The organism is Brevibacillus antibioticus (assembly GCF_005217615.1).
Classification (GTDB): domain Bacteria; phylum Bacillota; class Bacilli; order Brevibacillales; family Brevibacillaceae; genus Brevibacillus; species Brevibacillus antibioticus.
Genome location: NZ_SZNK01000001.1, coordinates 497,046 through 522,334, shown reverse-complemented (window position 1 = coordinate 522,334; position 25,289 = coordinate 497,046). Strand labels below are relative to the sequence as shown.

The 25,289-nt window shown below is 48.3% G+C and carries 29 protein-coding genes and 1 riboswitch; of the genes, 12 read left to right on the top strand and 17 right to left on the bottom strand.

Going from position 1 to position 25,289, the window contains the following annotated elements; translation table 11 throughout:
• Position 1: 1 nt before the first annotated feature.
• The 4 genes from E8L90_RS02390 to E8L90_RS02375 form a co-directional block, all read right to left on the bottom strand.
• Positions 2-934, bottom strand: a complete 933-nt coding sequence (locus E8L90_RS02390; RefSeq protein ID WP_137027839.1) for a 5'-methylthioadenosine/adenosylhomocysteine nucleosidase — start codon at positions 932-934, stop codon at positions 2-4.
• 44 nt (positions 935-978) lie between these two features.
• A complete protein-coding gene (gene ccpA, locus E8L90_RS02385; RefSeq protein WP_017250448.1) occupies positions 979-1,989 on the bottom strand; it encodes a catabolite control protein A in 1,011 nt (336 codons plus the stop codon).
• Positions 1,990-2,104: 115 nt separating this feature from the next.
• The gene (locus tag E8L90_RS02380; protein WP_007720961.1) at positions 2,105-2,413 is read right to left on the bottom strand and encodes a metal-sensitive transcriptional regulator; all 309 of its coding nucleotides are present in this window, start codon (positions 2,411-2,413) and stop codon (positions 2,105-2,107) included.
• A gap of 126 nt (positions 2,414-2,539) precedes the next feature.
• Positions 2,540-3,637, bottom strand: coding sequence for a bifunctional 3-deoxy-7-phosphoheptulonate synthase/chorismate mutase (locus E8L90_RS02375; protein WP_137027838.1), 1,098 nt, complete (start codon positions 3,635-3,637; stop codon positions 2,540-2,542).
• A gap of 314 nt (positions 3,638-3,951) precedes the next feature.
• On the opposite strand from E8L90_RS02375, the gene E8L90_RS02370 reads away from it, so the two are divergent.
• Complete coding sequence (locus E8L90_RS02370) at positions 3,952-6,108, top strand: cell division protein FtsA (protein ID WP_137027837.1); 2,157 nt, start codon at positions 3,952-3,954, stop codon at positions 6,106-6,108.
• Positions 6,109-6,180: 72 nt separating this feature from the next.
• Here E8L90_RS02370 and ytxJ read toward each other — a convergent pair whose 3' ends face one another.
• From ytxJ to E8L90_RS02350, 3 genes are all read right to left on the bottom strand, one after another.
• Entirely contained in the window at positions 6,181-6,507 is a 327-nt protein-coding gene (ytxJ, locus tag E8L90_RS02365; protein WP_137027836.1) for a bacillithiol system redox-active protein YtxJ, read from the bottom strand.
• Positions 6,508-6,628: 121 nt separating this feature from the next.
• Positions 6,629-7,027 carry a hypothetical protein gene (locus E8L90_RS02360; protein ID WP_137027835.1) on the bottom strand — a complete coding sequence of 133 codons (399 nt, stop codon included), beginning with the start codon at positions 7,025-7,027 and terminating at the stop codon, positions 6,629-6,631.
• Between the two features lie 443 nt (positions 7,028-7,470).
• Positions 7,471-7,704, bottom strand: coding sequence for a hypothetical protein (locus tag E8L90_RS02350; RefSeq protein ID WP_137027834.1), 234 nt, complete (start codon positions 7,702-7,704; stop codon positions 7,471-7,473).
• A gap of 226 nt (positions 7,705-7,930) precedes the next feature.
• On the opposite strand from E8L90_RS02350, the gene E8L90_RS02345 reads away from it, so the two are divergent.
• Together E8L90_RS02345 and E8L90_RS02340 are read left to right on the top strand one after the other, a co-directional pair.
• Complete coding sequence (locus E8L90_RS02345; RefSeq protein WP_017250455.1) at positions 7,931-8,023, top strand: YjcZ family sporulation protein; 93 nt, start codon at positions 7,931-7,933, stop codon at positions 8,021-8,023.
• A gap of 173 nt (positions 8,024-8,196) precedes the next feature.
• Positions 8,197-9,309: an aminopeptidase gene (locus tag E8L90_RS02340; protein WP_137027833.1), complete on the top strand. Its 1,113-nt coding sequence runs from the start codon at positions 8,197-8,199 to the stop codon at positions 9,307-9,309.
• A 57-nt stretch (positions 9,310-9,366) separates the two neighbouring features.
• On the opposite strand, the gene E8L90_RS02335 is transcribed toward E8L90_RS02340, so the two are convergent.
• On the bottom strand, positions 9,367-9,900 hold the full coding sequence (locus tag E8L90_RS02335) for a PadR family transcriptional regulator (RefSeq protein WP_137027832.1): 534 nt from the start codon (positions 9,898-9,900) through the stop codon (positions 9,367-9,369).
• 245 nt (positions 9,901-10,145) lie between these two features.
• Between E8L90_RS02335 and E8L90_RS02330 the strand changes: the two genes are divergently transcribed.
• Positions 10,146-10,868 carry a S1C family serine protease gene (locus tag E8L90_RS02330; protein WP_167497572.1) on the top strand — a complete coding sequence of 241 codons (723 nt, stop codon included), beginning with the start codon at positions 10,146-10,148 and terminating at the stop codon, positions 10,866-10,868.
• Positions 10,869-10,897: 29 nt separating this feature from the next.
• Here E8L90_RS02330 and E8L90_RS30050 read toward each other — a convergent pair whose 3' ends face one another.
• Together E8L90_RS30050 and E8L90_RS02325 are read right to left on the bottom strand one after the other, a co-directional pair.
• The gene (locus E8L90_RS30050; RefSeq protein WP_167497571.1) at positions 10,898-11,044 is read right to left on the bottom strand and encodes a hypothetical protein; all 147 of its coding nucleotides are present in this window, start codon (positions 11,042-11,044) and stop codon (positions 10,898-10,900) included.
• Positions 11,045-11,106: 62 nt separating this feature from the next.
• Complete coding sequence (locus tag E8L90_RS02325; protein WP_016742090.1) at positions 11,107-11,388, bottom strand: DUF2325 domain-containing protein; 282 nt, start codon at positions 11,386-11,388, stop codon at positions 11,107-11,109.
• 329 nt (positions 11,389-11,717) lie between these two features.
• Here E8L90_RS02325 and E8L90_RS02320 point away from each other — a divergent pair, with 329 nt between their 5' ends.
• From E8L90_RS02320 to E8L90_RS02310, 3 genes are all read left to right on the top strand, one after another.
• The gene (locus E8L90_RS02320; RefSeq protein ID WP_137027831.1) at positions 11,718-12,317 is read left to right on the top strand and encodes an IMEF encapsulin system ferritin-like cargo protein; all 600 of its coding nucleotides are present in this window, start codon (positions 11,718-11,720) and stop codon (positions 12,315-12,317) included.
• A gap of 37 nt (positions 12,318-12,354) precedes the next feature.
• Positions 12,355-13,203 (top strand): family 1 encapsulin nanocompartment shell protein, encoded by an 849-nt coding sequence (locus E8L90_RS02315; RefSeq protein ID WP_137027830.1) that lies wholly within the window; start codon positions 12,355-12,357, stop codon positions 13,201-13,203.
• Positions 13,204-13,346: 143 nt separating this feature from the next.
• The gene (locus E8L90_RS02310; protein WP_137027829.1) at positions 13,347-14,165 is read left to right on the top strand and encodes an alpha/beta fold hydrolase; all 819 of its coding nucleotides are present in this window, start codon (positions 13,347-13,349) and stop codon (positions 14,163-14,165) included.
• A gap of 55 nt (positions 14,166-14,220) precedes the next feature.
• On the opposite strand, the gene E8L90_RS02305 is transcribed toward E8L90_RS02310, so the two are convergent.
• The 5 genes from E8L90_RS02305 to moaC all read right to left on the bottom strand — a co-directional run bounded on the left by E8L90_RS02305 (position 14,221) and on the right by moaC (position 19,416).
• Entirely contained in the window at positions 14,221-15,429 is a 1,209-nt protein-coding gene (locus E8L90_RS02305) for an aminotransferase-like domain-containing protein (RefSeq protein WP_137027828.1), read from the bottom strand.
• 195 nt (positions 15,430-15,624) lie between these two features.
• The gene (locus tag E8L90_RS02300; RefSeq protein WP_016742085.1) at positions 15,625-16,095 is read right to left on the bottom strand and encodes a hypothetical protein; all 471 of its coding nucleotides are present in this window, start codon (positions 16,093-16,095) and stop codon (positions 15,625-15,627) included.
• A 148-nt stretch (positions 16,096-16,243) separates the two neighbouring features.
• Entirely contained in the window at positions 16,244-17,425 is a 1,182-nt protein-coding gene (locus E8L90_RS02295) for a pyridoxal phosphate-dependent aminotransferase (protein WP_137027827.1), read from the bottom strand.
• A gap of 82 nt (positions 17,426-17,507) precedes the next feature.
• Positions 17,508-17,622: riboswitch (SAM riboswitch) on the bottom strand.
• Between the two features lie 60 nt (positions 17,623-17,682).
• A complete protein-coding gene (locus tag E8L90_RS02290; protein ID WP_137027826.1) occupies positions 17,683-18,930 on the bottom strand; it encodes an MFS transporter in 1,248 nt (415 codons plus the stop codon).
• Positions 18,931-18,933: 3 nt separating this feature from the next.
• Complete coding sequence (gene moaC, locus E8L90_RS02285; protein ID WP_137027825.1) at positions 18,934-19,416, bottom strand: cyclic pyranopterin monophosphate synthase MoaC; 483 nt, start codon at positions 19,414-19,416, stop codon at positions 18,934-18,936.
• A gap of 167 nt (positions 19,417-19,583) precedes the next feature.
• On the opposite strand from moaC, the gene E8L90_RS02280 reads away from it, so the two are divergent.
• From E8L90_RS02280 to E8L90_RS02260, 5 genes are all read left to right on the top strand, one after another.
• On the top strand, positions 19,584-20,123 hold the full coding sequence (locus E8L90_RS02280) for a methylated-DNA--[protein]-cysteine S-methyltransferase (RefSeq protein ID WP_137027824.1): 540 nt from the start codon (positions 19,584-19,586) through the stop codon (positions 20,121-20,123).
• Positions 20,116-20,829, top strand: a complete 714-nt coding sequence (locus E8L90_RS02275; RefSeq protein ID WP_137027823.1) for a 2OG-Fe(II) oxygenase — start codon at positions 20,116-20,118, stop codon at positions 20,827-20,829. The genes E8L90_RS02280 and E8L90_RS02275 overlap by 8 nt, the downstream gene beginning before the upstream one ends.
• Before the next feature lie 12 nt (positions 20,830-20,841).
• Entirely contained in the window at positions 20,842-21,660 is an 819-nt protein-coding gene (locus E8L90_RS02270) for an SPL family radical SAM protein (RefSeq protein ID WP_137027822.1), read from the top strand.
• 103 nt (positions 21,661-21,763) lie between these two features.
• A complete protein-coding gene (locus tag E8L90_RS02265) occupies positions 21,764-22,471 on the top strand; it encodes a molybdenum cofactor biosynthesis protein (RefSeq protein ID WP_016742078.1) in 708 nt (235 codons plus the stop codon).
• 4 nt (positions 22,472-22,475) lie between these two features.
• Positions 22,476-23,501: a ThiF family adenylyltransferase gene (locus E8L90_RS02260; RefSeq protein WP_137027821.1), complete on the top strand. Its 1,026-nt coding sequence runs from the start codon at positions 22,476-22,478 to the stop codon at positions 23,499-23,501.
• Between the two features lie 63 nt (positions 23,502-23,564).
• Here E8L90_RS02260 and E8L90_RS02255 read toward each other — a convergent pair whose 3' ends face one another.
• Both E8L90_RS02255 and E8L90_RS02250 read right to left on the bottom strand, forming a co-directional pair.
• The gene (locus E8L90_RS02255) at positions 23,565-24,629 is read right to left on the bottom strand and encodes a sensor histidine kinase (protein WP_137027820.1); all 1,065 of its coding nucleotides are present in this window, start codon (positions 24,627-24,629) and stop codon (positions 23,565-23,567) included.
• Positions 24,626-25,288 (bottom strand): response regulator transcription factor, encoded by a 663-nt coding sequence (locus E8L90_RS02250; RefSeq protein ID WP_208759454.1) that lies wholly within the window; start codon positions 25,286-25,288, stop codon positions 24,626-24,628. Before E8L90_RS02250 ends, E8L90_RS02255 begins: the two co-directional genes overlap by 4 nt.
• Between the last annotated feature and the right edge of the window lies 1 nt (position 25,289).

Here is a 25,289-nt window from a genome sequence, read left to right as displayed (position 1 = left end):
TCTATTTCACTAGCTCTTCCAGCTCAGAAGGTGCAAAGCCTTTTACCGCTTTATCGCCTACGACTGTTACAGGCACACCCATGAAGCCAAAGCGCTCCACTTCCTCTTGATAGGCACGACTCGTCATGACATCGCGTACTTCAAAGGAAACCCCTTTTGCTGTCAGCCAATTTTTAACCATGTCGCAATCCACACAGTTTTTCGTCGAGTAGACGATTACTCCCGCAGCTGTCGATGCTTGAGAAGCTATCAGCATGTTACGGACAATTGCGTAAGAGCGTTGGGAAGCCAGCTTGGTAAATTCCACGAAGTTTACATGCGCGGAGCCGTCTGCTTTATCAGACATCGAGCGAACCACGACAAACGGCACGCCATTCATCGCACATACTTGTCCGACAGATGCCCCTTCCATTTCGGTGCAGTGTGCTCCAAATTGCTCATATAGCCATTGAACCTTTTCCCGACTGGCAACGAACTGGTCGCCGGACAAGATACGCCCGCTCACTACTTGAACTCCCGCTTCTAGCTCCTTGCCCGCATCGATCGCTTGCTGCATCAGCCCAGCATCCGCTTGCCAAGTCCATTGCTCTGTAAACGGAATTTGTCCTGGCTCAAAGCCAAGCGGTGTCACATCGATATCATGTTGGATGCAATCCGTCGAAACCACAATATCACCAATATTTAATTCAGGTTGAACGGCTCCTGCCACACCTGTGAAAATGACACGTTCTACTTGGAATGAATCGATTAGGATTTGCGTCGTCACGGCAGCATTCACCTTGCCGACACCTGATTTGCACAGAACGACATCCTTGCCTTCCATTTTCCCTATGTAATAGGTAATGCCTGCTTTGGTCACAGTAGACGTATCTTGCATCGCTTCCAAGTAAAGCGCGATTTCTTCATCCATCGCGCCGATAATTCCGTAACGCATTTCCCATCCCCCTCTTGCTGTCAATGGCCTACGTCCCTTTTCGCTCAAGCTTGCTCAGGTTTTGTGCTCTCCCGATACTCAATTCGATGTGGCAGCAGCACGACATGCTCTTCGACATTCTCGTTATTCATGTACTTGGTCAACAGGCGCATCGCCACCGCACCAATATCATACATGGGCTGTACGACAGAAGTCAGTCGTGGACGTACCATTTCAACCAGACGAATATTATCGTGACCAATAACTTCGATGTCACCTGGCACGTTCAAACCAGAATCTTGAATGGCATGGATCGCGCCAATGGCCATCTCATCATTCGCTGCGAAAATCGCCGTAGGCGGATTTTTAAGAGCAAGAAAAGCTTTTGTAGTGGACAAGCCAGATTCATAAAAGTAGTTGCCTGTCGCAATCAGCTCTTCATCCAGCTCTATACCCGCATCTTTCAATGCCTTTTTATAGCCTTCGTAGCGCATCAACCCTGCCAATGGATCATTTGCAGGACCTGCGATCATCGCAATGCGCTTGTGCCCGCGTGCAACCAGTGCTTCCGTCGCATCGTATGCGGCTTGGAAGTGGTCAATGCTAACCGACGGTAGGACGTTGTCCGCATCGCGAGTCGCGGCGAGTACAGTCGGTACAGAGGTGCTTGTTAAAGCCTGCAAATGATCTTCTTTGATTTCTGCGCCTAGAAACAGAAGCCCGTCCACCTGCTTTTCGAGCAAGGTATTAATGAGCTGCAATTCCTTTTCCATCCGTTGGTCAGAGTTACACAGGATGATGTTGTATTTGTACATGGTAGCGATATCTTCAATCCCTCGCGCCAATTCAGAGAAAAACAAGCTGGAGATATCCGGGATGATGACACCAACTGTTGTCGTTTTTTTGCTAGCGAGTCCACGAGCAACCGCATTCGGTCGATATCCCAAGCGCTCAATCGCAGCCAATACCTTTTTTCGGGTCAAAGGCTTTACGTTGGGATTCCCGTTGACTACGCGGGAAACTGTCGCCATCGACACCCCCGCTTCTCTTGCTACATCGTATATAGTAACCGGCATCATGCACCCTCATTTCCCTATTTTCTGGTTTTCATAAGCGTTTTCATAAATATATGCACCTATGATACGACAAGCCGTATGCCGATGCAATCGTTTTTGACGGCTTGCGCACCCGTTACTTCATAAGTTTGTTCATCGTTTTCAAAAGCTCATCAATCACTTCATGATCGCCTTGCTGAATGCGATCCATCACACAGCTTTTCATGTGTCCTTCGAGGAGCATTTTCCCAACCGCATTCAGTGCAGACTGCACAGCCGCAATTTGATTAAGAATGTCGTCGCAGTAGACATCCTTTTCTACCATTCCGCGAATTCCGCGAACTTGTCCCTCTACTCGATTGAGACGGGAGATGAGATTAGACTTGATTTTATCCGGCCTTTCAGTGGACCGATCAGTCGAGCAACATTGATGGTTGTCTTCCATATGGCCTATCCTCCTTCACCAATATCAGCACGTAATTCTAGCTTACTTGGTCGCCAATGGTTCGTCAAATGAGAAAGGTCCTCCCGCGCGCAGGAAGGACCCTTTAACTATACCCGAAAGGTATTCTTATACTCTTGTTGGCACTATATCGCCTTTGTACAGGCCGGAAGCGAGCAGTTCATCAACAAACTCGTTGAACTGTGGAATGTTCAACTGTTGCTTCGCATCAGACAGTGCCACATCTGGATCTGGGTGAACCTCTACCATGATACCATCAGAACCGACTGCGAAACCTGCTTTCGCGCAAGGCAAGAGCAGATCACGACGACCTGTAGAGTGCGTCACGTCTACAAACACTGGCAAGTGCGTCTCCTGCTTGAGGAGTGGTACAGCAGAAATATCGAGCGTATTGCGTGTCGCTTTTTCGTAGGTGCGGATTCCACGCTCGCACAGCATGACTTGTGTGTTACCTTCGGACAGGATGTACTCTGCCGCGTAGATGAACTCTTCAATCGTAGCAGCGAGGCCACGCTTCAAGAGGATCGGCTTGTTCACACGACCTGCCGCCTTCAGCAGCTCGAAGTTTTGCATATTGCGAGCCCCGATTTGGATAACATCGATGTATTTCGTCGCCATCTCAAGATCCGCTGGCGTCACGATTTCACTGATTGTTACGAGGTTGAATTCATCCCCGATACGCTTGAGAATTTGCAAGCCTTCTTCACCCAGACCTTGGAAGTCGTATGGCGAGGTACGAGGCTTGTACGCACCGCCACGCAGTGTGCGCAGTCCGCGTTTTGCGTGGTTTTCTGCTACTGCTCTTACTTGCTCGTAGCTTTCCACGGAGCAAGGACCTGCGATCAGAATCGGATTTTTCCCTCCGAACTCTACGCCTTTTACCGTGATAACCGTATCCTCTGCCTTTTTCTTACGGCTAACGAGGAGTACTTTTTTCTTATCGTCGTCTTGCAGATCTAAGGAAACTTGGAATATTTGTTTGAACAAATGACGAATCGCATTGTCATTGAAAGGACCTTTATTGTTTTCAACGAGCAGATTGAGCATTTGGCGCTCACGCTCTGGGTCAAAACGGTTGCTGCCCTGTTTTTCTTTTTCTTTGCCGAGCTCTTGAACCAAGGTAGCTCGTTTGTTGATCAATTCAAGAATTTGCAGGTTGATCTCGTCTATCTGCTTGCGCATGGTTTCGATTTGATCGTGTGCCATCTCTCTCCACTCTCCTCTTTTTTTATAGGGATTTATCGATAAATTAGGGTAATTATAATCGATTCAAACACCCTTGTCAGCAGTTTAGCGCCAAAAAGCGCGAAAGTAAATTTTTTCTGTTTTTTTATCTTTTCCAATTATTCGTCAAAACGAAGAAGATTCCTTGATTCGACAGGATTCTTTCCCTTTCAAATCGAATAGTTTTGGATATATGTTCTAGCTAAAAGTGATTGTTCCTTTCCGATACAGTCCAAAATCACCGATAAGTATTGTAAAGACTTTATGAACAACCTCTTACAAGGAGTGACCTACTTTTGTCTGACATCACAGCCCCTGAGCTCATTTTTTCATTAGATATTGGAACGCGCAGCGTCGTCGGCCTGATCGTGGAAACGACCGGCGAGCAGTACCGCGTATTGGACTGCGCCATTCGAGAGCACGATGAACGCTCTATGCTCGATGGGCAAATTCACGATATTGTCGCCGTAGCTAAGGTGATTCAACAAATAAAAGAAGAGCTGGAGGGGAAATACGGCAAGCTGCATCAGGTAGCGGTCGCTGCTGCCGGTCGGTCATTGCGAACCCGCCGCGTACGTGTGGACATGCCGTTAGCCAGACATGCCTTCATCTCGCGCGAAGATGTTGTCGCTTTGGAGTTTTCTGCTGTACAGGAGGCCCAAGCCGCATTAGCTCAAGAGCTAAAGGATCAAGACGTCACCCGCTATTATTGCGTCGGTTACAGCGTCGTCCACTACCATCTGGATGGAGAGTTGATCGGCAGTCTGATTGACCAACGGGGTGACATAGCAAGCGTAGATGTGATCGCAACTTTCCTTCCACGCGTGGTTGTCGACTCGCTAATTGCTGCTCTGAAACGATGCGATCTGGAAATGCAGGCGTTGACACTGGAGCCGATTGCGGCCATTAATGTCCTGATTCCTGTGACGATGCGCCGACTGAATATCGCATTAGTGGACATTGGGGCAGGTACTTCTGACGTCGCGCTGACTGAGGAAGGGGCGATTACTGCCTACGGCATGGTGCCTGTTGCCGGCGATGAAATCACGGATTCGCTCATGAATGCCTTTCTCATGGATTTTCCGATGGCAGAAGAAGTGAAGCGCCTCTTATCCACCGAGGAGTCCGTCACTTTCTCAGACATTCTTGGCATAGAGCATACGATGAGCGCTGCCGAGGTAACCAGTGCGATTGAAGCAGACATCCAGCAACTCGCTGATAAAATTGCCTTCAAAATATTGGAGCTCAACGGAAAAGCTCCACAAGCGGTCATGCTGATCGGCGGTGGCAGCCTCACCCCTGGGCTTACTGGAAAAGTCGCTCAGGTTTTGAATATTCCTGCCGCCCGTGTTGCCGTTAGAGGCGGAGATGCGATTAAACAATACGTCGGAGACAATCCGGCGCTCAGTGGACCTGAGTTTGTAACGCCAGTCGGCATTGCTGTTGCTGCTCGCCGTCATCCATTGCGCTATGTAACGGTTACAGTCAATGACACTCCTGTGCGCATATTCGACTTGCGAAAAATGACGTTGGGTGATGCGCTCATTGCATCCGGACTGGATATCCGCCGTCTGTATGGTCGCCCCGGATTGGCGATGACCGTTACCGTAAACGGACGGATGAAAATGATTCCAGGTGGTCATGGTACAGCGCCGGTGATTCAGCGCAACGGGGAGGGCGTCAGTCTCGACGCGCCAATCAATGACGGGGACCAAATCACCGTTGTGGCTGGTACAAACGGCGATGATGCACGTGTGTTTGCCAAAGATTTATTCGATGAGCTGGACACGCTTGAGGTGATCTGCAATGATCGTCCCTACTCGCTCGGTCCAGTCGTACATGTTAACGGAGCAGTTAGTACTCTCGATACCTTGATCTCTGATCGTGCCGAGGTGGACATCCGCCTTCCCCGCACTGTCTATGAAGTACTGGAGCTCGCAGAACTGAAAACGTCCGCGGAATCAGGCTTGCATTTTTGTGTGAATGGACAAGATTATTCGATTCCATCCCATGTCGAGGTGATCGAGCTGAACGGAAGACCAGCAACCGTGACAGATATCGTCCGGCAAGGTGATGTTCTCGTCTATCAGCTGGATGAAGTCCCCGCCCCTTCCATACAAGAGGTCATCCCCTTGGAAGAATGGGTACAGGAGACAATGATCGTACACTTCAATGGTGAACGGGTCGTATTGCCTGTCGCACAGGTAACCATTACCGTAGACGGAAGAGCAGCGAATGCCTCTGATCCCGTGAGTGAAGGTGCCGACATCACGGTAAAATCCTCACCTGCGTCTACACCTGTGTTTAGTGACGTCTTCCGTTTTGTCGATGTTTCCTTAGAAAAGCCCGACCGTGAGAGTATCTCCGGATTCGTCATGCTCGTCAATGGCGAACTAGCCAACTTCCAGACAGAATTGAAAAGTGGAGACAAGTTAGAGCTATTCTGGGAATAGTCTCTCCACCGCTCTTTTTCTCCATACAAAAAGCCGGATTCACCTCGCTTATCGGGTGTCCCGGCTTTTTGATTACGCGTTGAGCGCCTGGCCAATCGCGTCCTTTGTGATTTTCCAGTGAGACGTGTGCCATTTTACTTCCCCGTTCTCCAGCAAAAAGATTTGCGGGGATTCGTGTTTGATGGAAAAAAGATCCGCTACGGCGTTGGAGACAGGGCGATCCTCTCGTACCAGAATGACCGCAGATTCCACTTGATTGTCCAGCAAATACGCCTGAAACTCATCATAAGCGGACGTACTGATTGGGCAAATCGTGCTATGCTTAAACAAGAGCTTTTTCCCACTTTTTGCTACGAACTCATCCAGTTCTTCTATGGAGTGAAGCTGTTTTTGTGACATGTTCATCTCTCCTTATGTTATGTGCCTATCAGTATACATAAGTCCAAGCAGCAAAGTCTATATTTGCGGTGCATGGAGAAATGAAAAAAGAGATACCTATCTTCTAGGCATCTCTTAATCCTTACACCATAATTTTCGTTAGACGTTCGCGTAGCTCCAGCATCCATTTTTCATCGCCAAGGGACTGCGCCAACAAAAACAGATCCAATAGCTCGTTGACTTTTTCACCAAGTAATTCTCTTACGGTCGAATTCACCTTCTCATTAGCAATCAATACCAATAAGTTGGATAACTCTGACATTTCTTCGAATTCGATTGCCTGGCGCTGCGGATGTTGGCCCAGTTCCTCCATGAGTGACTTCAAATCATCCTTAATCACATCTACCACTTGGGAATGGTCACAATCTTCGTCCACGCAGACTTGTACAGGTACATTCATGATTTTCACTCGTTTCCTGTACACGACGTTGCGCAGCACGATCTCCATTTCGTTCCCACAGCGGGTGCATCTCTTTTGCACGGTGTTCACCCCTACCTATCTATATGTATGTCTCTCATACTATTCGAGAGTCCTCCTTTCAATCCTGCTAGAGAGCAGGTGGTACTTGGTGGATATAGAGCCAGATATAAACTAGAGTCAACATAGTGGAGGAAAAGAAAAAGCACAGTTCTCTTCGACTCTGACCCGCCCGCAGGGGGGATTGACTGTCCGTCTCCACTTCAAAAAGGGGACCGTCGATCCAAAGCCACCCTACGGGCGGTTGTTTCTCAGGGATGAAGTGTTCGACAACCGGGTCCCCTTTTTGAAGTTTCGACTGGGTAGGCGTTGTCAAGGTCTGCGAGCTCTGTGCTTTTTCTTCTCACCAGCTTTGTTGGCACATCGGTACCTTACTAAAAAATGAAAGAAAAAAGACGGTGCCAACAATCGGCATCGTCTTTCTTTTAACGATCAAAACTTCAATCTCACGCGTAGATAGCGTTTACTTTTTCACAATGCGGACAAACAGCGACTTTCCCCGCTTTTCCGTCTTCATCTTCGACACGGTAGCCAGTAATTTGCTCGGAGAAACAAAAGAGACATTCTGTATTAAAGTCCATATCGTACTGCGCTTTCCACACAATGGATTTAAAGTCTTCTCCAACATTAATCGTAATTTGGACCAGATCATGCTGTAGGCTTGATATTGATCTTTGCATCACATAAACATCCTTTCATACTTGCAAAGTCTTTTGGTATCCTCTAGCTTTTCCTGCTTTTCAGAATAATAAACATCGAGAAATGCAAGAGGTTGAAAAATAAGAGATTACCAAAACAATTTTCGCAAAAATGGGCGGATGCCCGGTTCGGTCCTATGCGCTCACCCATATGTTGTAGATGTAAGCACAAGAGGCTTAACACACATATGAGGAGGATGTTTATTCGATGAGCGGCATCTTTAATGGAGAATTCGACGGCTTCACTCTGGTTTTGATTCTTTTCATCCTGCTGGTTATTATCGGGTGCAGCTGCGACTAATCGTTCTTCCCCGAAGATATAGCCATATTCAGTAGGTCGTTGCATATACATGAAGTACCGAATCCTTCAAGCGCGTTTCCTCCGCAAGCTACCCTCGTCAGTGGGTAGCTTTTTTCTGTTTGAGTTGTGTACAATGGAAAAGAATGATATGGAAAGTGAGGGATCCCCTTCCTATGAAAGATTCACGAATTGAACAACTGGCTGATGTCCTCGTTAATTATTCCGTGACTGTCAAGCCTGGTGAAAACGTTTTAATTTACTCCATTGGCAACGTTACGGATCTGACAAAAGCCGTAATTGCCAAGGTATACGAAGCTGGAGGAAATCCGTTTGTCCAACTGATCGACCAATCCGTTCAGCGCGAGCTCTTGATGGGTGCCAACGAAACACAATTGGGTATCATGCGTGAAGCAGATGTGGCTTTCATGAAACAAATGGATTGCTACATTGGCATCCGCGGCGGCGACAACATTAGTGAGCTCTCCGATGTGCCTGGAGACAAAATGCAGCTGCATTCCAAGCTGCTAGCGCGTCCTGTACTGGATATTCGCGTACCGCATACCAAATGGGTCGTGCTTCGCTATCCAAATGCATCCATGGCTCAGTTGGCTAATATGAGCACCGCTGCTTTCGAAGATTTCTATTTCAAAGTGTGTACCCTTGATTACGGTAAAATGGATAAAGCCATGGACAGCCTGGTCGAGCTGATGGAGAAAACCGACAAGGTACGTATCGTAGGGCCTGGCACTGATCTGACCTTCTCCATTAAAGATATTCCGGCAATCAAATGTGCAGGTGAAGCCAACATCCCTGACGGAGAAGTATTCACTGCCCCTGTCCGTGATTCCGTCAACGGTACGATCGCGTACAACACGCCATCTCCTTACCAAGGCTTTACATACGACAATATCAAGCTCACCTTCAAGGATGGCAAAATCATCGAAGCAACTGCCAACGATACAGAGAAGATCAATGAAATCTTTGATACCGATGAAGGTGCCAGATTCGTTGGGGAATTCGCCATCGGCGTGAATCCGTATATCCAAAATCCGATGAAAGACATCCTCTTCGACGAAAAAATCGATGGAAGCTTCCACTTCACACCAGGACAGGCATATGATGAAGCGTTTAACGGAAACAAATCCTCCATTCACTGGGACTTGGTTATGATTCAGCGTCCTGAGTGGGGCGGTGGAGAAATTTGGTTTGACGATCGCCTAATTCGCAAAGACGGACGTTTCGTTGTACCAGAGCTCGAATGCCTCAATCCAGAAAACCTTAAATAAATGAAAATAAGCGAAGGGCTCATTGTTCACAAGACATGAGCCCTTCGCTTTATGTGACTAAACGGAATAAGCTGGTTGTTTCAACAAGGAAGTCATTTTTTGTTCCATAAAGGAAATCGTTGACTCCAGTTGATGTATGGTATATTCCCAGCAAAAACGTTGATATTCGTCAAAATTCATTTCCAGCTTTTTATAAGAGGCCTTACTTTGTTGGAGCAATTGACGTTGTGTATCCAAGCAGCCCTCTAGCAAATCCTTTTGTTCGTCGATCGTGCGGCTCTTGCCGAAGAAAATCTTAACCAGCATGTCTGAACGCAATACTGGCGGCAAGATCGGCGTCTGGATTTCTTGACGGAAAGATTGTTTCCCGGCTTCTGTAATGCGGTACAAAATCTTGTTCGGCTTGCCAGACTGAATGATTTCTTGCTTCGTCACGAAGCCTTCTTCCTCCAGTTTGCGCAATGCTGGATAAATAGCACCAAAGCTAGCGTCATAAAAGGATCCAATACTATTTGTAAACGCTTGCTTAATATCATAGCCACTCATTTCCCCATAGCTCAAGAAACCCAGTATGATCGTTTTAACATCCATCTCTTCGCATCCTCCGTTACCGTTCTTTTTCTCTCTCTAGCGGCTAGGACTTAGCCTTTATGTTCAAAATATTCTTTAACTACATGTTATTATAAATGGATTTAAATAATTATACCAATGCTATTTCTTTATTATATCAATCAAAATTAATGATATATCCTTCACGTGACTAGAAATTGGGCGTCCCTTCCCTCCCCACTCCCCATAAGATGATACATACCTATCTGCTGTAGGGGGAGAGATCGGTGAAAAGTAAAAAATGGTCCCAGTATACGCGGGTAAAGTACCCTGTGAGCAGCAGCAGTCTGCACCCATTCAATTTCTTCGTTCCCATTGTCGAGCGAGTTCAAGAGGGAGTAGTCTCCATCGTAACCGAGGATGCTCCCCATTCCAAAGACGTGGATTCGTTAATTCGCAGCCTCATTGATCATGAAGATAATTCTCCACCCATGGAACGAAGCTTTGGCTCCGGATTTCTTTTTCATCCGAAAGGGTATATCTTGACGAGCGAGCATGTCATCGGCAAATCCAAAAACATTTTCGTGAAGCTATATAACGGTAGAGTGTTTGAAGCCAAACGCATTATAGCCGATCGAGTCCGGGATTACGCCGTCATCAAAATTGATGCAGACTGCAAGCTATATCCGTTGCCACTAGGCAACTCCTCTCATACAAAAGTAGGAGAATGGGTCATCAGCGTCGGTTCCCCACTGGGTTTGGAAAATTCTGTGACAGCGGGAATCATTAGTGCTAAAAACCGTCGATTACAGGTTGCGAAGCGTATGTACGAAGAAATTTTTCAGACGGATGCTGCCATTAACCCAGGAAATAGCGGAGGTCCACTCATTAATTTGAATGGGGAAGTCGTTGGTCTCAATGCCTTCATCATTCAATCCAGCCAATGCTTGGGCTTCGCCATCGGGATTGATGCCCTCAAAACCCAACTGGAGCAATACGTATTCAAGTGAGAAGCACGCGCTTCAACAAAAAACCCCGTCTAAGAGGACGGGGATTGCTTCTCTAATGCAATAAGATATACATTTGGACCTTCTACGTTGATTTGTTCTTCTGCCTGTTTTAATTGTTGCAGCTGAGCGGCCGTAAGCTGTGCGATAGGCAGTTCACCCAAACGATTCTGTTCCATCGTCATTCCTCCGTTGGTGTCAGACTCACGATCGTAGTCTGCCCCATCTGGAGAGTATGTATTTACGCAGTGAGATCAAAAGCTTTGGCAATCGCAGAACACGAACGCTTGCAGAACACGATGGGCAGCTCGCGATCTTTGGCTTGGTTTTTCACCGTTTTGGCCAAGTTGTGATTGACGAAATCAGTCAACACCAAAATCATGTGGATACCAGCTGGAATTTTCACCCCAGTTTGCGAGCTTTTCCGTCCAGTTACGTGGTGAATATCCTTGAAGCCTTGACCTTGCAAAAGTTCGATAATATTGCCCAGGCGATCTCCGCCTATTACTAAAATGGATGACATAACTTGTTACCTCCTTAAATTTAAGTGAATGTAGGATTTATGTTATCTTCTCAGAATGCTAATTGATAATGAATATCACTCTTATTGATAAATATTATCATTCCCAACAGCCTTTGACAATACTCTCCATGATAACTTTTTTGTCAAAAAACAAAACTAGAAACGAAGCCTGTAGGCAAAGCCACGGCGCTCTAGCGTTCCCACCCCCTTTTCCAAATTACACCGCACCATATTCTTCGTAATCATAGGAAAATGTACATAAGTGTTGCCCGGGTGTTTTTTCCAACGGTATAATGAAAAAATAGATTGTAATGAGGAGGTGGCGTAGAGTGCAAGAAATTACACAGCTGCACGCCATTTTTGATCGCACCAGAGGTTACATCAACAGCTTCATGGGCGTTATCCAGCCGATTATCGACGCGGCAACGGACGAGCATACTCGCCTTTACTACCATCATATTTTGGAAGAAGAAGAACAGCGCATGGGTCGCTTGCAGGAATTGGTTCCCCACCTGGAGAAGCTGTCCTCAGGAAAAAGCCTGGATCAGCTAAGTGATCGCGACCTCTCGCAAATGCTGTCCGATGTGAATCTGGAACGTTTTGGACTGCACAATTTCCGCGAGCATCTGGAGCTCTCCCTGTATGAATTCAAGGATGACGAAACACGTCAGCTCCTAGATGGCATGCGTGAAAAGACGCATACAGACTATTTGACAGTCAAAGAAATCATGGCGAACATGAGCCAACGATTCTCTGATGCGGCTCATCCTGATCTCACTGATCACGATGAGGGGCACGACATTCACCAGGTCGATCATTTGAAAGCTTCGGCTTCCGCTCCTCACGGTGTTGCTTCCGTGATCAAGCATTCCGCCCCTGCCGTTTCCGGTAAAAAAGGACTGACAGTTGGCAGCTTGAAAGGAATGTAGCGAATCGGAAATCCTGAAATAACATGGAGGTTACACTATGGACAAGCTTCGTAAATACCCAGACTCTCCCTTGACGACTGACGAATGGAACCAACTGGACGCAACTGTCGTTGACATGGCTCGCCGCCAGCTGGTAGGACGTCGCTTTATCGATATTTATGGACCATTGGGTGAAGGCATCCAAACCATTACCAACGATGTATATGAAGAATCCCGTTTTGGCGGTCTCTCCCTGCGCGGAGAATCTCTCGAAATGACACAGCCTAGCCGCCGTGTCAGCATGACGATTCCGATCCTGTACAAGGATTTCATGCTCTACTGGCGCGATGTTGCCCAGGCACGTACACTGGGCATGCCTTTGGACATGAGCGCGGCTGCCAACGCAGCTGCTGGTGGTGCACTGATGGAAGACGATCTGATCTTCAACGGTGCTGCGGAATTCGACCTTCCTGGTCTGATGAACGTGAAAGGCCGCCTCACTCATCTGAAGAGCGATTGGATGGAATCTGGCAATGCGTTTGCCGATATCGTGGAAGCACGCAACAAGCTGTTGAAAATGGGACACAGCGGTCCGTATGCACTGGTTGTTTCTCCTGAGCTCTACTCTCTCTTGCATCGCGTGCACAAAGGCACCAACGTACTTGAGATCGAGCATGTTCGCAATCTCGTTACAGATGGTGTCTTCCAATCTCCTACCATTAAAGGCCGTTCCGGCGTCTTGGTAGCGACTGGCCGTCACAATCTCGACCTGGCGATTGCAGAAGACTTCGACTCTGCATTCCTCGGAGACGAGCAAATGAACAGTCTGTTCCGTGTATATGAGTGCGTTGTATTGCGGATCAAGCGTCCAAGTGCCATTTGCACCTTGGAAGAAACAGAAGAATAGGAAGCCCTTTGGCACACCCATTGACGATTCTCGTTGTGGGTGTGTTTTTTCATCCTTGAAATATGTACCAGATCACTTATAATAAGAACGTGCGTTACAAACTTTCGAAACAATCTGACACAAGTGTCATTGGGGGGCTTTTTATGAGATGCGAGGTCAATGGCGTCAACCTTTATTATGAGGAGATCGGAAGCGGTTTTCCTGTCGTAATGATTCACGGCTTTTCACTTGATCACCGATGCATGACTGGTTGTCTGGAACCAATTTTTGAGAAACGTCCGGGATACCGACGCCTATACATAGACCTGCCCGGAATGGGACAAACGGAAAACTACGAACATATCCACACTACGGACGATATTCTGGAGGTTGTCCTCGCGTTCATCGATCAACTCATTCCAGGTGAACCTTTTTTCATTGCGGGTGAATCATACGGCGGATATCTTACACGAGCAGTTATCGAGAAGCGCCGGGATCAAGTGAAGGGCGCCCTGTTCATCTGCCCGAACATCATTCCTGATAAAGAAAAGCGCACACTGCCGGATAAACCCGTCCTAGTAAAGGAACCTTCGCTCTGGGAGAAGTTGAGTGAGACAGAGCGAGCGGAGTTTGAGTCGATGGCAGTAGTAGCTACTGAATATACTTGGAACCGCTATAAAAAGGAGATTGTCGACGGCTACATGCTGTCTGACCCTTCTTTCCTCACGAAAATCAGACAAGCGTATGGCGTGTCCTTCCCATTGGATACGACCCCCTTCCCACATCCGAGTCTTTTTGTTGTGGGCAAACAAGATCATTCTGTCGGCTATCGCGATATTTGGAATATCATCGAAGGCTATCCTCGCTCTTCTTTTGCCGCTCTCGATTGTGCCGGACACAACTTACAGATTGAGCAGCCGCTTCTGTTTACAGAGCTTGTGAATGAATGGCTGGATCGGGCGCAAAGGGAGCTTTCCCTGTAAACATGCATTAAAAAAGACAACCAGCTCAAGGAGATTGGTTGTCTTTTTGCTTCCATTACACATTTGTCACCAGTGATTCACTATAGGCGTGGAATGCTTTGCCCAGTCGTGAAATCGCAAGCTCCGTGTCTTCCCGGTTCAAGAGCGTATAGTTCAAGCGCATCGTATTGACTTGCGGCTCGGCTGCATAAAACGGCTTCCCTGGTACGAATGCCACGCCTTCCTTTACGGATCGGGCCAGCAGCTTCTCTGCATCGACGTGCTCAGGCAGGTTCACCCAGAGGAACATCCCGCCTCTTGGTTTTTCCCACTGTACGCCCTCCCAGTTTTGCGCAACCAAGAGCTCATGCATCCACTCCATGCGCGCCTTGTAGGACTCGCGGATTTTCTCAATGTGGCGCTCCAGATCAAAGCGGGACAACAGCTCATACAGAGCGTACTGGTCAATTGTGCTCGACTGCAAATCCACTGCTTGCTTCGCCTTCACCATCATTTGAATCACGCGTGTATCTCCAATGGCCCATCCGGTACGCAAGCCTGGCGCGACAATTTTGGAAAAGGTACTGGTGTACACTACACAAGAATCGGTCGGATGTTCATCCAGTGAGAAAACCGAGCGGTACGGTGCTTCCCCATCGAATTGGATCTCTCCATATGGATCGTCTTCCAGGATGAGAATGTTTTGCGCCTTACATTGACGAAGCAAGCCGAGACGGCGTTCGAGGCTCCATACCTTTCCTGTCGGATTGGCAAAGGTAGGAATGACGTACACCATTTTCGGGCGATACTGGGCTATTTTTTTCGCCAGATCATCCAAATCCATCCCATCGGCGTCACCGTCTACATGGATCGCTTTGATTCCCCGGAATTGAAATAACTGAACGGCTGCCAAATAAGTAGGATTTTCAACGAGAACGACATCGCCTTCGTCTAAATATACACGGCACAGCAAGTCTACTGCTTGCTGAGAGCCCGTAGTGATGATCATATTATCTACACCGACGTTCATATGCTTTTGCTTCATGCGGGATGCAATCCACTCACGAAGCGGTACGTATCCATCAGTCAATCCATATTGAAGAGCTTTTGCTCCTTGATCGAACGCACGGTTAAACGCTTCGCGCATCTCTGCGATTGGAAAAGAATCCTCTGCTGGCAGTCCACCTGCGAGCGAGAGCACTTGATTGCCTTGGGTCAGCTTCAAGATTTCCCGGACAGCCGAGGAGGATAGTGCTTCGACAGATTTTGAAAATGAGTACTCCATGTTCCGTTCCCCCTTGATTTTGCTTATCCTTGTTTTATCACTGTCAACAGCGTAAGTCCAATCTTTGCTAGCTATGAGCAGATAGGTTTTGACTATGTCGAGCGGTTGTTCAACCAATAGTCTTCACACACTGCATGCAAAAAACCCCTCTTCGTATCAAACGAAAAGGGGTCCATATGTATGATCTATATACTCCTAAGCAATACGGAACACTCGTGGTTTCTCTGTTTGTGGAAGGAAAGAGAGATCGACATGATTAGACGCTTCTTCCATACCGATATCGCTTGCCAACAGCAATGCCTCTTCCTGGAAGGTCGGCGTACAGCTGCCTTCATTCAGTTCACAGAGTCGCTTCAATCGCTTCAGTCTTTCTGCTGACTTCTCTACTCTCATGCATTCGTTCGTCAGCTCACATACGTTGACGTGACGAGCATCAGCGATCATGCTGATATCATTCACATGAACAATCAGCCTTTTGCCTTCTTCCGTAACAAATCCGATCGAGCAAAAATGCGCACCTGACATTTCCAAACGAGTGAGAACAGCATTGGCGTAAACTTCTCCCGTCCGCAAGCGAATCTGGCCTGCTTCAATGGCTCCGCCGATTTTTCGCTCGTTGGCGATCACCGTATACATATCCGTGTAACCGTTAATCTGATAGCGCATGGTACCCTCCCGCTCTCGATGAGACTAATTATCATTAACAATGACATCGTATAATGAAAATCATTATCTGTCAATAATGAGAATGATTTTTATTCTAGAAGAAAAAGCCACACTCCATATATGGTAGTGTGGCCAATTTGACTCGCTTTTATTTTGTTTTCGTAAATAACCCTAACCGCTCGATTCGCTGGACCGCTTCCGCGAGACGCTCTTCATTGGATAGCAAAGCCGCTCGCACATAGCCCTCACCTGTCGGACCAAAGCCATTCCCCGGTGCTACGACGACATGCGCTTTTTCCAAAAGCAGGTCAGAGAACTCCACGGATGTGAAGCCGCTGGGAACTGGAAGCCAAGCAAAAAACGAACCTTGAGATGGCGGAGCCTGCCAGCCAATCCGATGCAGATTGGAGTAGAGGGCATTGCGGCGACTTTCGTAGACAGCGACGAGATCGCGGACGCACTGCTGCGAATCCGTCATCGCTTTGGCTGCCGCCATCTGTACCGCTCCGAACAGACTGACAAAGTAATGGTCCTGAATGAGGTTAATCAGACGAACCAGCTCGCGATTACCTACCATGGCACCCACACGCCAGCCTGCCATGTTGTACGTTTTGGACAAGGTATAAAATTCTACGCCCACTTCTTTTGCACCCGGAACCTGCATGAAGCTGACCGGCTTTTTCCCGTCATAGCTGATTGCTCCGTAGGCGAAGTCGTGGCAGACAACGATTTCATGTTTTCGGGCAAAACGAATGGTTTCCTCATAAAACTCCAGTGGTGCGTTGACTGCTGTCGGATTGTTCGGATAGTTAAGAAACATCAGTTTCGCTCGATCCAAATCAGCTTGGGACAGCTGGCTGTAGTCTGGCAAGAAGTCATTTTCCGCCTTCAACGGCATCATGACCATCCGTCCGCCTACGACAGCTACTCCCGACCAATAATCCGGATAGCCTGGGTCTGGAACCAGTGCAACATCGCCTGCGTTCATGAGTACTTGGCAAATCTCTACGAGTCCGGTTTTGCTGCCGAACAAAATCGCTACTTCTTCCTCCGGATCGAGGTCTACATCAAATTCTTGCTTATACCAATGTGCCACTGCCTGCTTCAGTTCCATGCGTCCCTGAAAAGGCGGATATTTGTGATGGAGTGGTTGTGCCGCTTGCGCCTGTAATTCTTCAATAATATGCAGCGGTGTCGGCAAATCGGGATTGCCCTGCCCCAGGTTAATGACGTCATGGCCTTGCGCAATGACCTTGTTTACTTTTGCCACCAGGGTCGCAAAAAACTGGGTAGGGAGTCGATCAATCATATCGGAGGGTTGAATGCGCATCTTTCTTCCATTCCTTTCTTGGGCCAATACAGTAAAACCCCCTTTTTCCATACAGAAAAAGGGGGAGATCAGCTTGGTCACGTCCTTATCTGTCAGGAAATAATCCTGCTGGAATTGGCACAGCATCTGTCCATCACATGGAACAGATCCGCTGCCGGGCTTCATAGGGCCAGTCCCTCCACCTCTCTGAATAAGTCAAACACACGGAATATACTGTTTTTTCGTCTATATCATACTACTTGAGCACGCAAACCGTGTCAAGATGCTTGATTTTGTACCGAAACTTGATGCCTTCTTTTTTGAAAAGATGTGTGGAAAGCGAAGAATGCCACAGACAACAAACACAAGCCTGCCATTACAAACAATAGTCCCTGTGCATGAATCGATTGGAAAATGAAAGCGCCAAGCAATGGTCCGATCATCCGTCCTGCTGATCCAGTCCCTGCAATTAGCCCTTGAATGAAGCCGTCTCGTCCCTTTGGCGTCAACTGTGCAGCTACTGCCGGAACAGCTGGCCACACGAGCATTTCTCCCAGTGTCATGATGAACATACCTGCCACAAAGCCTGCATAAACCGTTGATTGAGACAAAATTAACATCGACAAGGCAAAGATATATGCGCCCAAGAGCATTTGTGCTTTTAGCGTACGGGCAAAGCGTCGAATGACCCATGCGATCAATGGCTGACCAAACAGGATCAAGCCGCCGTTCAGCGTCCACAACAGACTATATTGACGGAGTGAAATCCCCATGGATTGCATGTAGGTCGACAGCACCGTCGTCCATTGTACATAGACAATCCAGCTAATTAATAGCCCCCCGCATAAGAGCAGCAATGCTCCCCATATGACCTTGGCCTCTTGCTGAGGTTCTCGTAGAAGTTCGTCCTCTGCTTGTTCGGGAGTAGTTGTCTGCAATTGACGTTTTTGCTCTGCCAGTTTTAACTGACGCGGCAAAATGAGCATGAACATCGTCAGCACAATTACTTGTGAAATCGCATTTCCGAAAAACGTCCAAGCAAACGAAACACTTGCCAAGAAGCCGCCTAAAGCAGAACCGGCAGCTACACCCACATTGAGGGAGACGTAAATCAGATTGATTGCTTTACGGCCTCCCTCCGGCCATAAAACCACTGCCAGCGCATTCATAACGGGAGAAAGGGATCCACAAAACAATCCATTCAATAATAATAGTAGGACATATACGGTAAAATCTTGTGTAACACCTAAACAGACGGAGATAAGCATTCCGCCGATGGAGCCAACAACAATGGTGCGCATTTTGCCCCAGCGGTCAAACATCATCCCGCCGACAACACTCCCAATCAGGAATGCACCTTGATTTAAAAGCAACAAGAAGCCGGCTACAGTCAGCGGCTTTCCGAGATGGTTATGAATATAGATCGTAACTAGCGGCCAAATACACGCCATTCCGGTAGAAAAAATGACGGCAGCAATCGCCAATAAACGAATGCTGCTCGGGTAGGTTTCCCACTTTTGCCTCATGCCTTACTTCTCTCCCCGATGGAAATCGCCGCTTTTTCCGCCTGTTTTGAATTGCAGACTGGTCGGACCGATTATCATTTCTTTATCCATCGCTTTGCACATGTCATACACCGTCAAAGCCGCTACGCTGACAGCGGTCAACGCCTCCATCTCGACGCCTGTTTTCCCTGTCGTCTTCACGGTTCCTGTAATCGCAAGCGTCGTTTCATCTACAAAAGCAAATTGTATGTCGATGCCAGTCAATGGCAGCGGATGACACATCGGAATGATTTCCCACGTCTTTTTGGCAGCCATGACACCTGCCACCTGCGCAACGGCGAGTACATCGCCCTTTTCGATTCGACCTTCGCGGATTCGGGTGAGGGTTTCAGGTTTCATGCTAATTTGGCTCTCAGCTACTGCCACCCGTTTTGTGACGTCCTTCTCAGATACGTCCACCATCCGCGCTCGATTTTGTTCATTAAAATGTGTTAATTGATCAGTCATACGAGTATCGTTCCTCCTCTATCTCATCCTACCTTACTCCCACCGATGGATAAAAGCAATGGGAATGTAGAGGGTTTCGATATCTTGCTCATCCACTCCCAAAAACGTACAAAGAACAGGTGCTGGAGGTATACTGTGCGTACACAGCTCAAAGGAGGCATTTGGATATGGAAACGATGAAGGATCAGACGGTACGCTGGTCAATGCTTGTGCTTGGTGATTGGACCATTTATTTGGCTGCAACGGCTGCCGGACTTTGTTATGTCGGCTCGGTCAACCAGCCTTTTGCTGAATTGGAAGCGTGGGTTGAAAAGCATCGCCCACAAAGTACGCTGGTGCAAGACGATCCATGGCTAAAGCCTTTTGCAACAGAACTGATGGAGTATTTGCAAGGAACACGCGAGCATTTTTCCACGGATTGCGACTTGTCCGGAACACCTTTTCAGCTCGCTGTCTGGGAGGCACTGCGCCAAATCCCATACGGTCAAACGTCATCGTACACCGACATTGCAAACAGCATTGAAAAGCCTGCTGCTGTTCGTGCTGTCGGTGCCGCAATCGGTGCCAATCCGGTTCTCATTACAGTCCCCTGCCACCGCGTTGTCGGTAAAAACGGTTCACTAACTGGCTATCGGGGAGGACTGCCCATGAAGACAGCTCTGCTTGATCTGGAGAAAAGGACGAATCGGGGTGTGAAGCATGGCTAGTTCACTGACAGAAGGGATCGCAGCACTTGACTGGCATTCCCTGCAACAGGAGTTGAACGAACAAGGGTATGCTGCTTTTCCTTCCTTAATAAGCGCGGATGCGTGCGAAGAATTAATCGCTACGTACGGACAGGATGAGCTTTTTCGCAATACGATCCAGATGGCGCGGTACCGTTTCGGTGAAGGAGAGTACCGCTATTATCAGGCTCCCCTTCCCTCGCTTTTGCAGGAGCTTCGCGAAGGCTTTTATCCGATGCTTGCGAAGACTGCGAATCAGTGGCTGGAAATGCTTGGACGCGAAGCTATCTATCCTGCTACCCTCCCTGAATTTTTGGCGCAATGTCACGATCAGGGTCAACTGCGTTCTACTCCATTGATTTTGAAATACGAAACGGGTGGCTACAATTGTTTACATCAGGATATGTACGGCGAGGTGTTCTTCCCGTTTCAAGTCGTGTTTGCCTTGAATCAGAAGGAGAAGGACTACAACGGCGGAGAATTTCTGCTGATGGAGCAACGACCGCGCGCGCAGAGCCGGGGACATGTGATAACCTTGGATCAAGGCGCAGGCCTGATTTTCCCGACATCCTACCGTCCTGTGCAGGGAACGCGAGGCTACTATAAAAACACGTTGCGCCACGGTGTCAGCACGATTACTTCTGGCACCCGCTACAGCCTCGGAATTATTTTTCATGATGCAAAGTGAGGAACGCCCCATATGAAAAGCATCCTTTCCTATAAAATGCCGAAAACTCTCCTTAATAAAGGAAGCGGATTTCTTGCGGATTACACCCATTCGCTCAATCCGTATACAGGCTGTTCTTTCGCCTGCTCCTATTGCTATGTTCGGCAAATGCCTGTCTCTTTGTTTCGCAACGAACAATGGGGCACGTGGGTAGATATCAAGCAGCAAGCTGCCGATTTATTGCGCAAGGAGCTTATGCGGGCTAAGAAAAAAGGAAAGGTGACCATCTTCATGTCTTCGAGTACAGACCCATACCAACCCATCGAACAAACAGAAAAGGTAACGAGGTCTTTACTCGAAGTCATGGTAGAGAATCCACCTGATTTTTTGCTGGTGCAGACGAGAAGTCCCTTGGTTTGGCGGGATGCCGATTTGTTGCTACTGCTGGGTGATCGCGTCCGCGTCAGCATGACCGTCGAGACCGATTTGGAGGAGATTCGCAGGTACTTTAGCCCACAAGCTCCCCCTATTCAAGCGCGGCTCAAAACACTCCAGCGCTTGGCGGAAGCAGGCATCCCTACACAAGCAACGCTTGCCCCTGTTTTACCGAGCAGTGAGTCATTCCCAGAGATTTTGCGCCCCTTAGTCAGACGCGTCTGTGTCGACGACTTTTATATGGGAGATGGCAGCGGCGGTAAACGAACGAAAAGAAACGGCATTCCCGCTCTCTATGAACAGCTGGGACTGGAACAATGGTATGATTCTTCCGCCTATCGGATCGTCTACGATCGGCTATTACGTGTTTTTCCCCCGGATCAGATTTATTTGAGTCAGGCAGGCTTCGCCCCTTAGAATCAACCGCTGATTGTAACACCCCATTCGTTGGCAACTTTGATCGGTTTATGATATCGTCTAGCCTAGAGAGTCGTATCATCCAGGGAAATGAGGAATTGTCTTGACCATTACGATCTTGTTATTTGCCGGACTCGCTGAACGTGCGAATGCCCGGGAAGTACAGTTGACCCTATCTGAAGGCGCGACCGTTAGCGATCTTCTGCAAGCAGTGGAAAAAGAATATCCAGCGCTCTCTGCGCTTTTGGGCAGTTGCTTTGTCTCCATTAACCATGAATATGCAGCGAAAAATCAGGTCATTTCAGCCGACGACGAGATTGCCCTCTTACCTCCAGTAAGCGGCGGAGAAGAAGACCCGCGCTTCGCTATTACCGAGGAGCCTATTTCTGCGGACAAGCTCGTTCGTCTGGTGAGCAACCCGCATGCGGGTGCGATCCTTACTTTTGTCGGAACTGTTCGGGAATTTACCCATGGTCAGCGCACCGTGTATTTGTCCTATGAAGCATATGCGCCTATGGCGGTTGAAAAAATGAAGCAGGTCGCAGCTGAGATCGAGGAACGCTGGCCAGGAGCGCAAGTCGCGATGCACCATCGTATCGGTCATTTGACTGTGGAAGAGATTGCGGTTGTTTGTGCCGTTGCAACAGCGCATCGCAACGAATCGTTTGAAGCAGGCCGTTATGCCATCGAACGACTCAAGCAGATCGTTCCGATTTGGAAAAAAGAAATGTGGGAAGATGGAAGCGAATGGAAGGGACATCAGCAAGGACCGTGGAATCCGCTCGCGATGCCAGAAGGAAAGGTGGAGTAACCCCTTGGATACTCGCTATTCCCGTCAAATATTGTTTCATCCGATCGGGCGCAGTGGACAGGAAAAGCTCGGTCAAAGCCGTGTAGCCATTGTCGGCATGGGAGCCCTCGGAACGGTTCTCTCCAATCATATGGTCCGTGCTGGAGTAGGTTTTGTCCGCATCATTGACCGCGACTTCGTCGAGCCGAGCAACCTGCAGCGCCAAATGCTCTACGATGAATCCGATGCAGCCGAGCATTTACCAAAGGCAATCGCCGCTCACGCCAAGCTGACGAAGATCAACTCAGCCGTTACCATTGAACCGATCGTCGCAGACCTCACCGCTTACAATGCGGAGGAATTGCTGGCAGATGTCGATCTCGTTTTGGATGCGACAGATAATTTTCAGGTGAGATACCTCGTGAACGATGTTTGCGTCAAACATGGCATTCCGTGGGTGTACGGTGGCGCCGTGAGTGCGACCGGAACCTTTACCGCCATTCGTCCGGGAATCACGCCTTGCTTGCGCTGTCTTTTCCCTGAAGCGCCAAATCCAGGCGAGATGCCTACCTGTGACACGGCTGGCGTCATCGGACCGATCATTCACATCGTCGCCTCCTATCAGGCAACAGAAGCATTCAAGCTGTTAGTCGGCGCAACAAATGAGCTTAATCTGAATTTGGAGCACTTTGAGATTTGGCATAACCGCCATCAGCAAATCAAGGTGGTCAATGCCCGCCGAGACGACTGTCCGACATGTGGGCAGAAGCAATTTTCGTTTTTGCAGCCGGATACCCAAGATGGACAAGCCGTTTCGCTTTGCGGTCGAGACACGGTACAAATCTCGCCCGCAGCTGCCATGACACTTGATCTGAACGCATTGGCTGATAGACTTTCCCCTTTGGGACAAATCGAGCAAAACAAGTTTTTGCTGCGTTTCCGTGTCGATACGTACACGCTCGTCATTTTCCCGGATGGTCGCGTCCTCGTGCAAGGCACAGATGACGTCAGCCTGGCACGTTCGCTTCATGCCAAGTATATCGGCGCGTAACTGGCTTACCCGTAATGAAAATAAGCTGTCCCAAATCGTCATCCGGACGAAGGGGCAGCTTTTTTATGCCGTTTGAATAAAAGTAATCGTAAACGTGGTACCTTTCCCTTCTTCACTCTCAACGACAATCGTAGCATGATGCAAATCGATTATTTTTTTCACGATCGCCAGCCCCAGGCCGCTGCCCGAATTGGCTCTGTTTCGCGATAAGTCCGCCTTGAAAAATCTTTCGAAAATGCGCTCCTGATTTTCCTTGGATATCCCGATTCCCGTATCGGTTATTTTCACGATCACTTCTCCGTTTACCGTCTCCAGCTTTACGCTGATTTTCCCGCCTGTCTCCGTGAATTTGATGCTGTTTCCAAATAAGTTGGTCCAGACTTGACTCAGCATATCTTCGTCGGCGACGATTTCGACTTTTTCCAAGTCGATGTCCATCTCAATCTCTTTCGCCATCCATTGCGGCTCGCATGTGAGGATGAGTGCGCGTAGTTGCGCGTCCAACCGATACCTCTTCCGCTCCAAATCATGCTGGATGCCCTCTAGCGCAGTGAGCTTCAGCAGGTTGTCACTGATCTTGGACAGCCGCTTGCTTTCCGACTCGATAATCTCCAGGTAACGAATGCGCTCTTCTGGGCGAAGTCTTTCATTATGCAGGGCGCGAGCAAACCCGCTGATGGACGTCAACGGTGATTGAATTTCGTGGGAAACATTGGAGATAAACTCCTGACGCAGCTTCTCCATTTCATTTAATTGTTCCGCCACATGGTTAATGCCGTCCACCAGCTCCCCCCATTCATGCGCCAGCTTGATGTCGAGATTGACTCGAAAATCCCCCATGGCAATTCGTCTGAGCGCATCAATCAATGGTTGAAACCTGCCTCGATGCCTTGACATGGTGAAGAAAGAAATAATTATCCCAACCCCAATAAACAATAGGCAGTTCAAAACGGAATGGATCAACGCTTTTACCAGATCATTGGGATGATAGCCCATATAGCCATAAAAGAACGTGGTAATCCCGTATGCACCTAGCCCGCACAAGGCAAAAACAGCACATAAGCCCACAACTCCTACGATTTTTTTCAGCAAAATATAGGAATGCTCGTCTTGTCGCCTCTTTTTCATACGACAATCTCCAAACGATAACCAAGTCCCCGAACCGTCCGGATCAAAAAGCCGTACATCGCTTCCGGAAAACGCTCCCGCAATCGGTTGATATGCACGTCTACCGTCCGCTCATTTCCTTCAAAATCATAGCCCCATATTTGTTCGATCAGCTGCTCGCGGGAAATGGTCTGCCCGGGATAGCTGGCCAGTTTGAACAACAGCTCGAACTCCTTTAGTGGAATGGTCCATGTTTTCGTGCCACTGGCGACTGCAAACGTTTTACGATCTAGTAGGAGATTTCCTGCTTGAACCTGATGCGAAGCGGCAATCCGGTAACGCTTAAGTAGCGCTTTTACCCGGACGACCAGCTCCTGCGGATCAAACGGCTTCACCAAATAATCGTCTGTCCCTAGCTCAAAGCCTTTGATTTTTTGCGAGGTCTCTCCCTTGGCAGTCAGCATGAGCAAGGGAAAATCATAATGCTCGCGAAGCTTTCGACAAAGCTCCCATCCGTCCATATTCGGCATCATGATGTCTAGAATTACCAGTTGTGCGGCAACCGATTCCAGTTTGTCTAGTGCCTCCTGTCCGTCAACGGCTTCCACTATCGTAAAGCCTTCATTGCGCAAGAAGACGCTGACGAGCTCGCGAATATGCGGATCGTCGTCGACTACCATA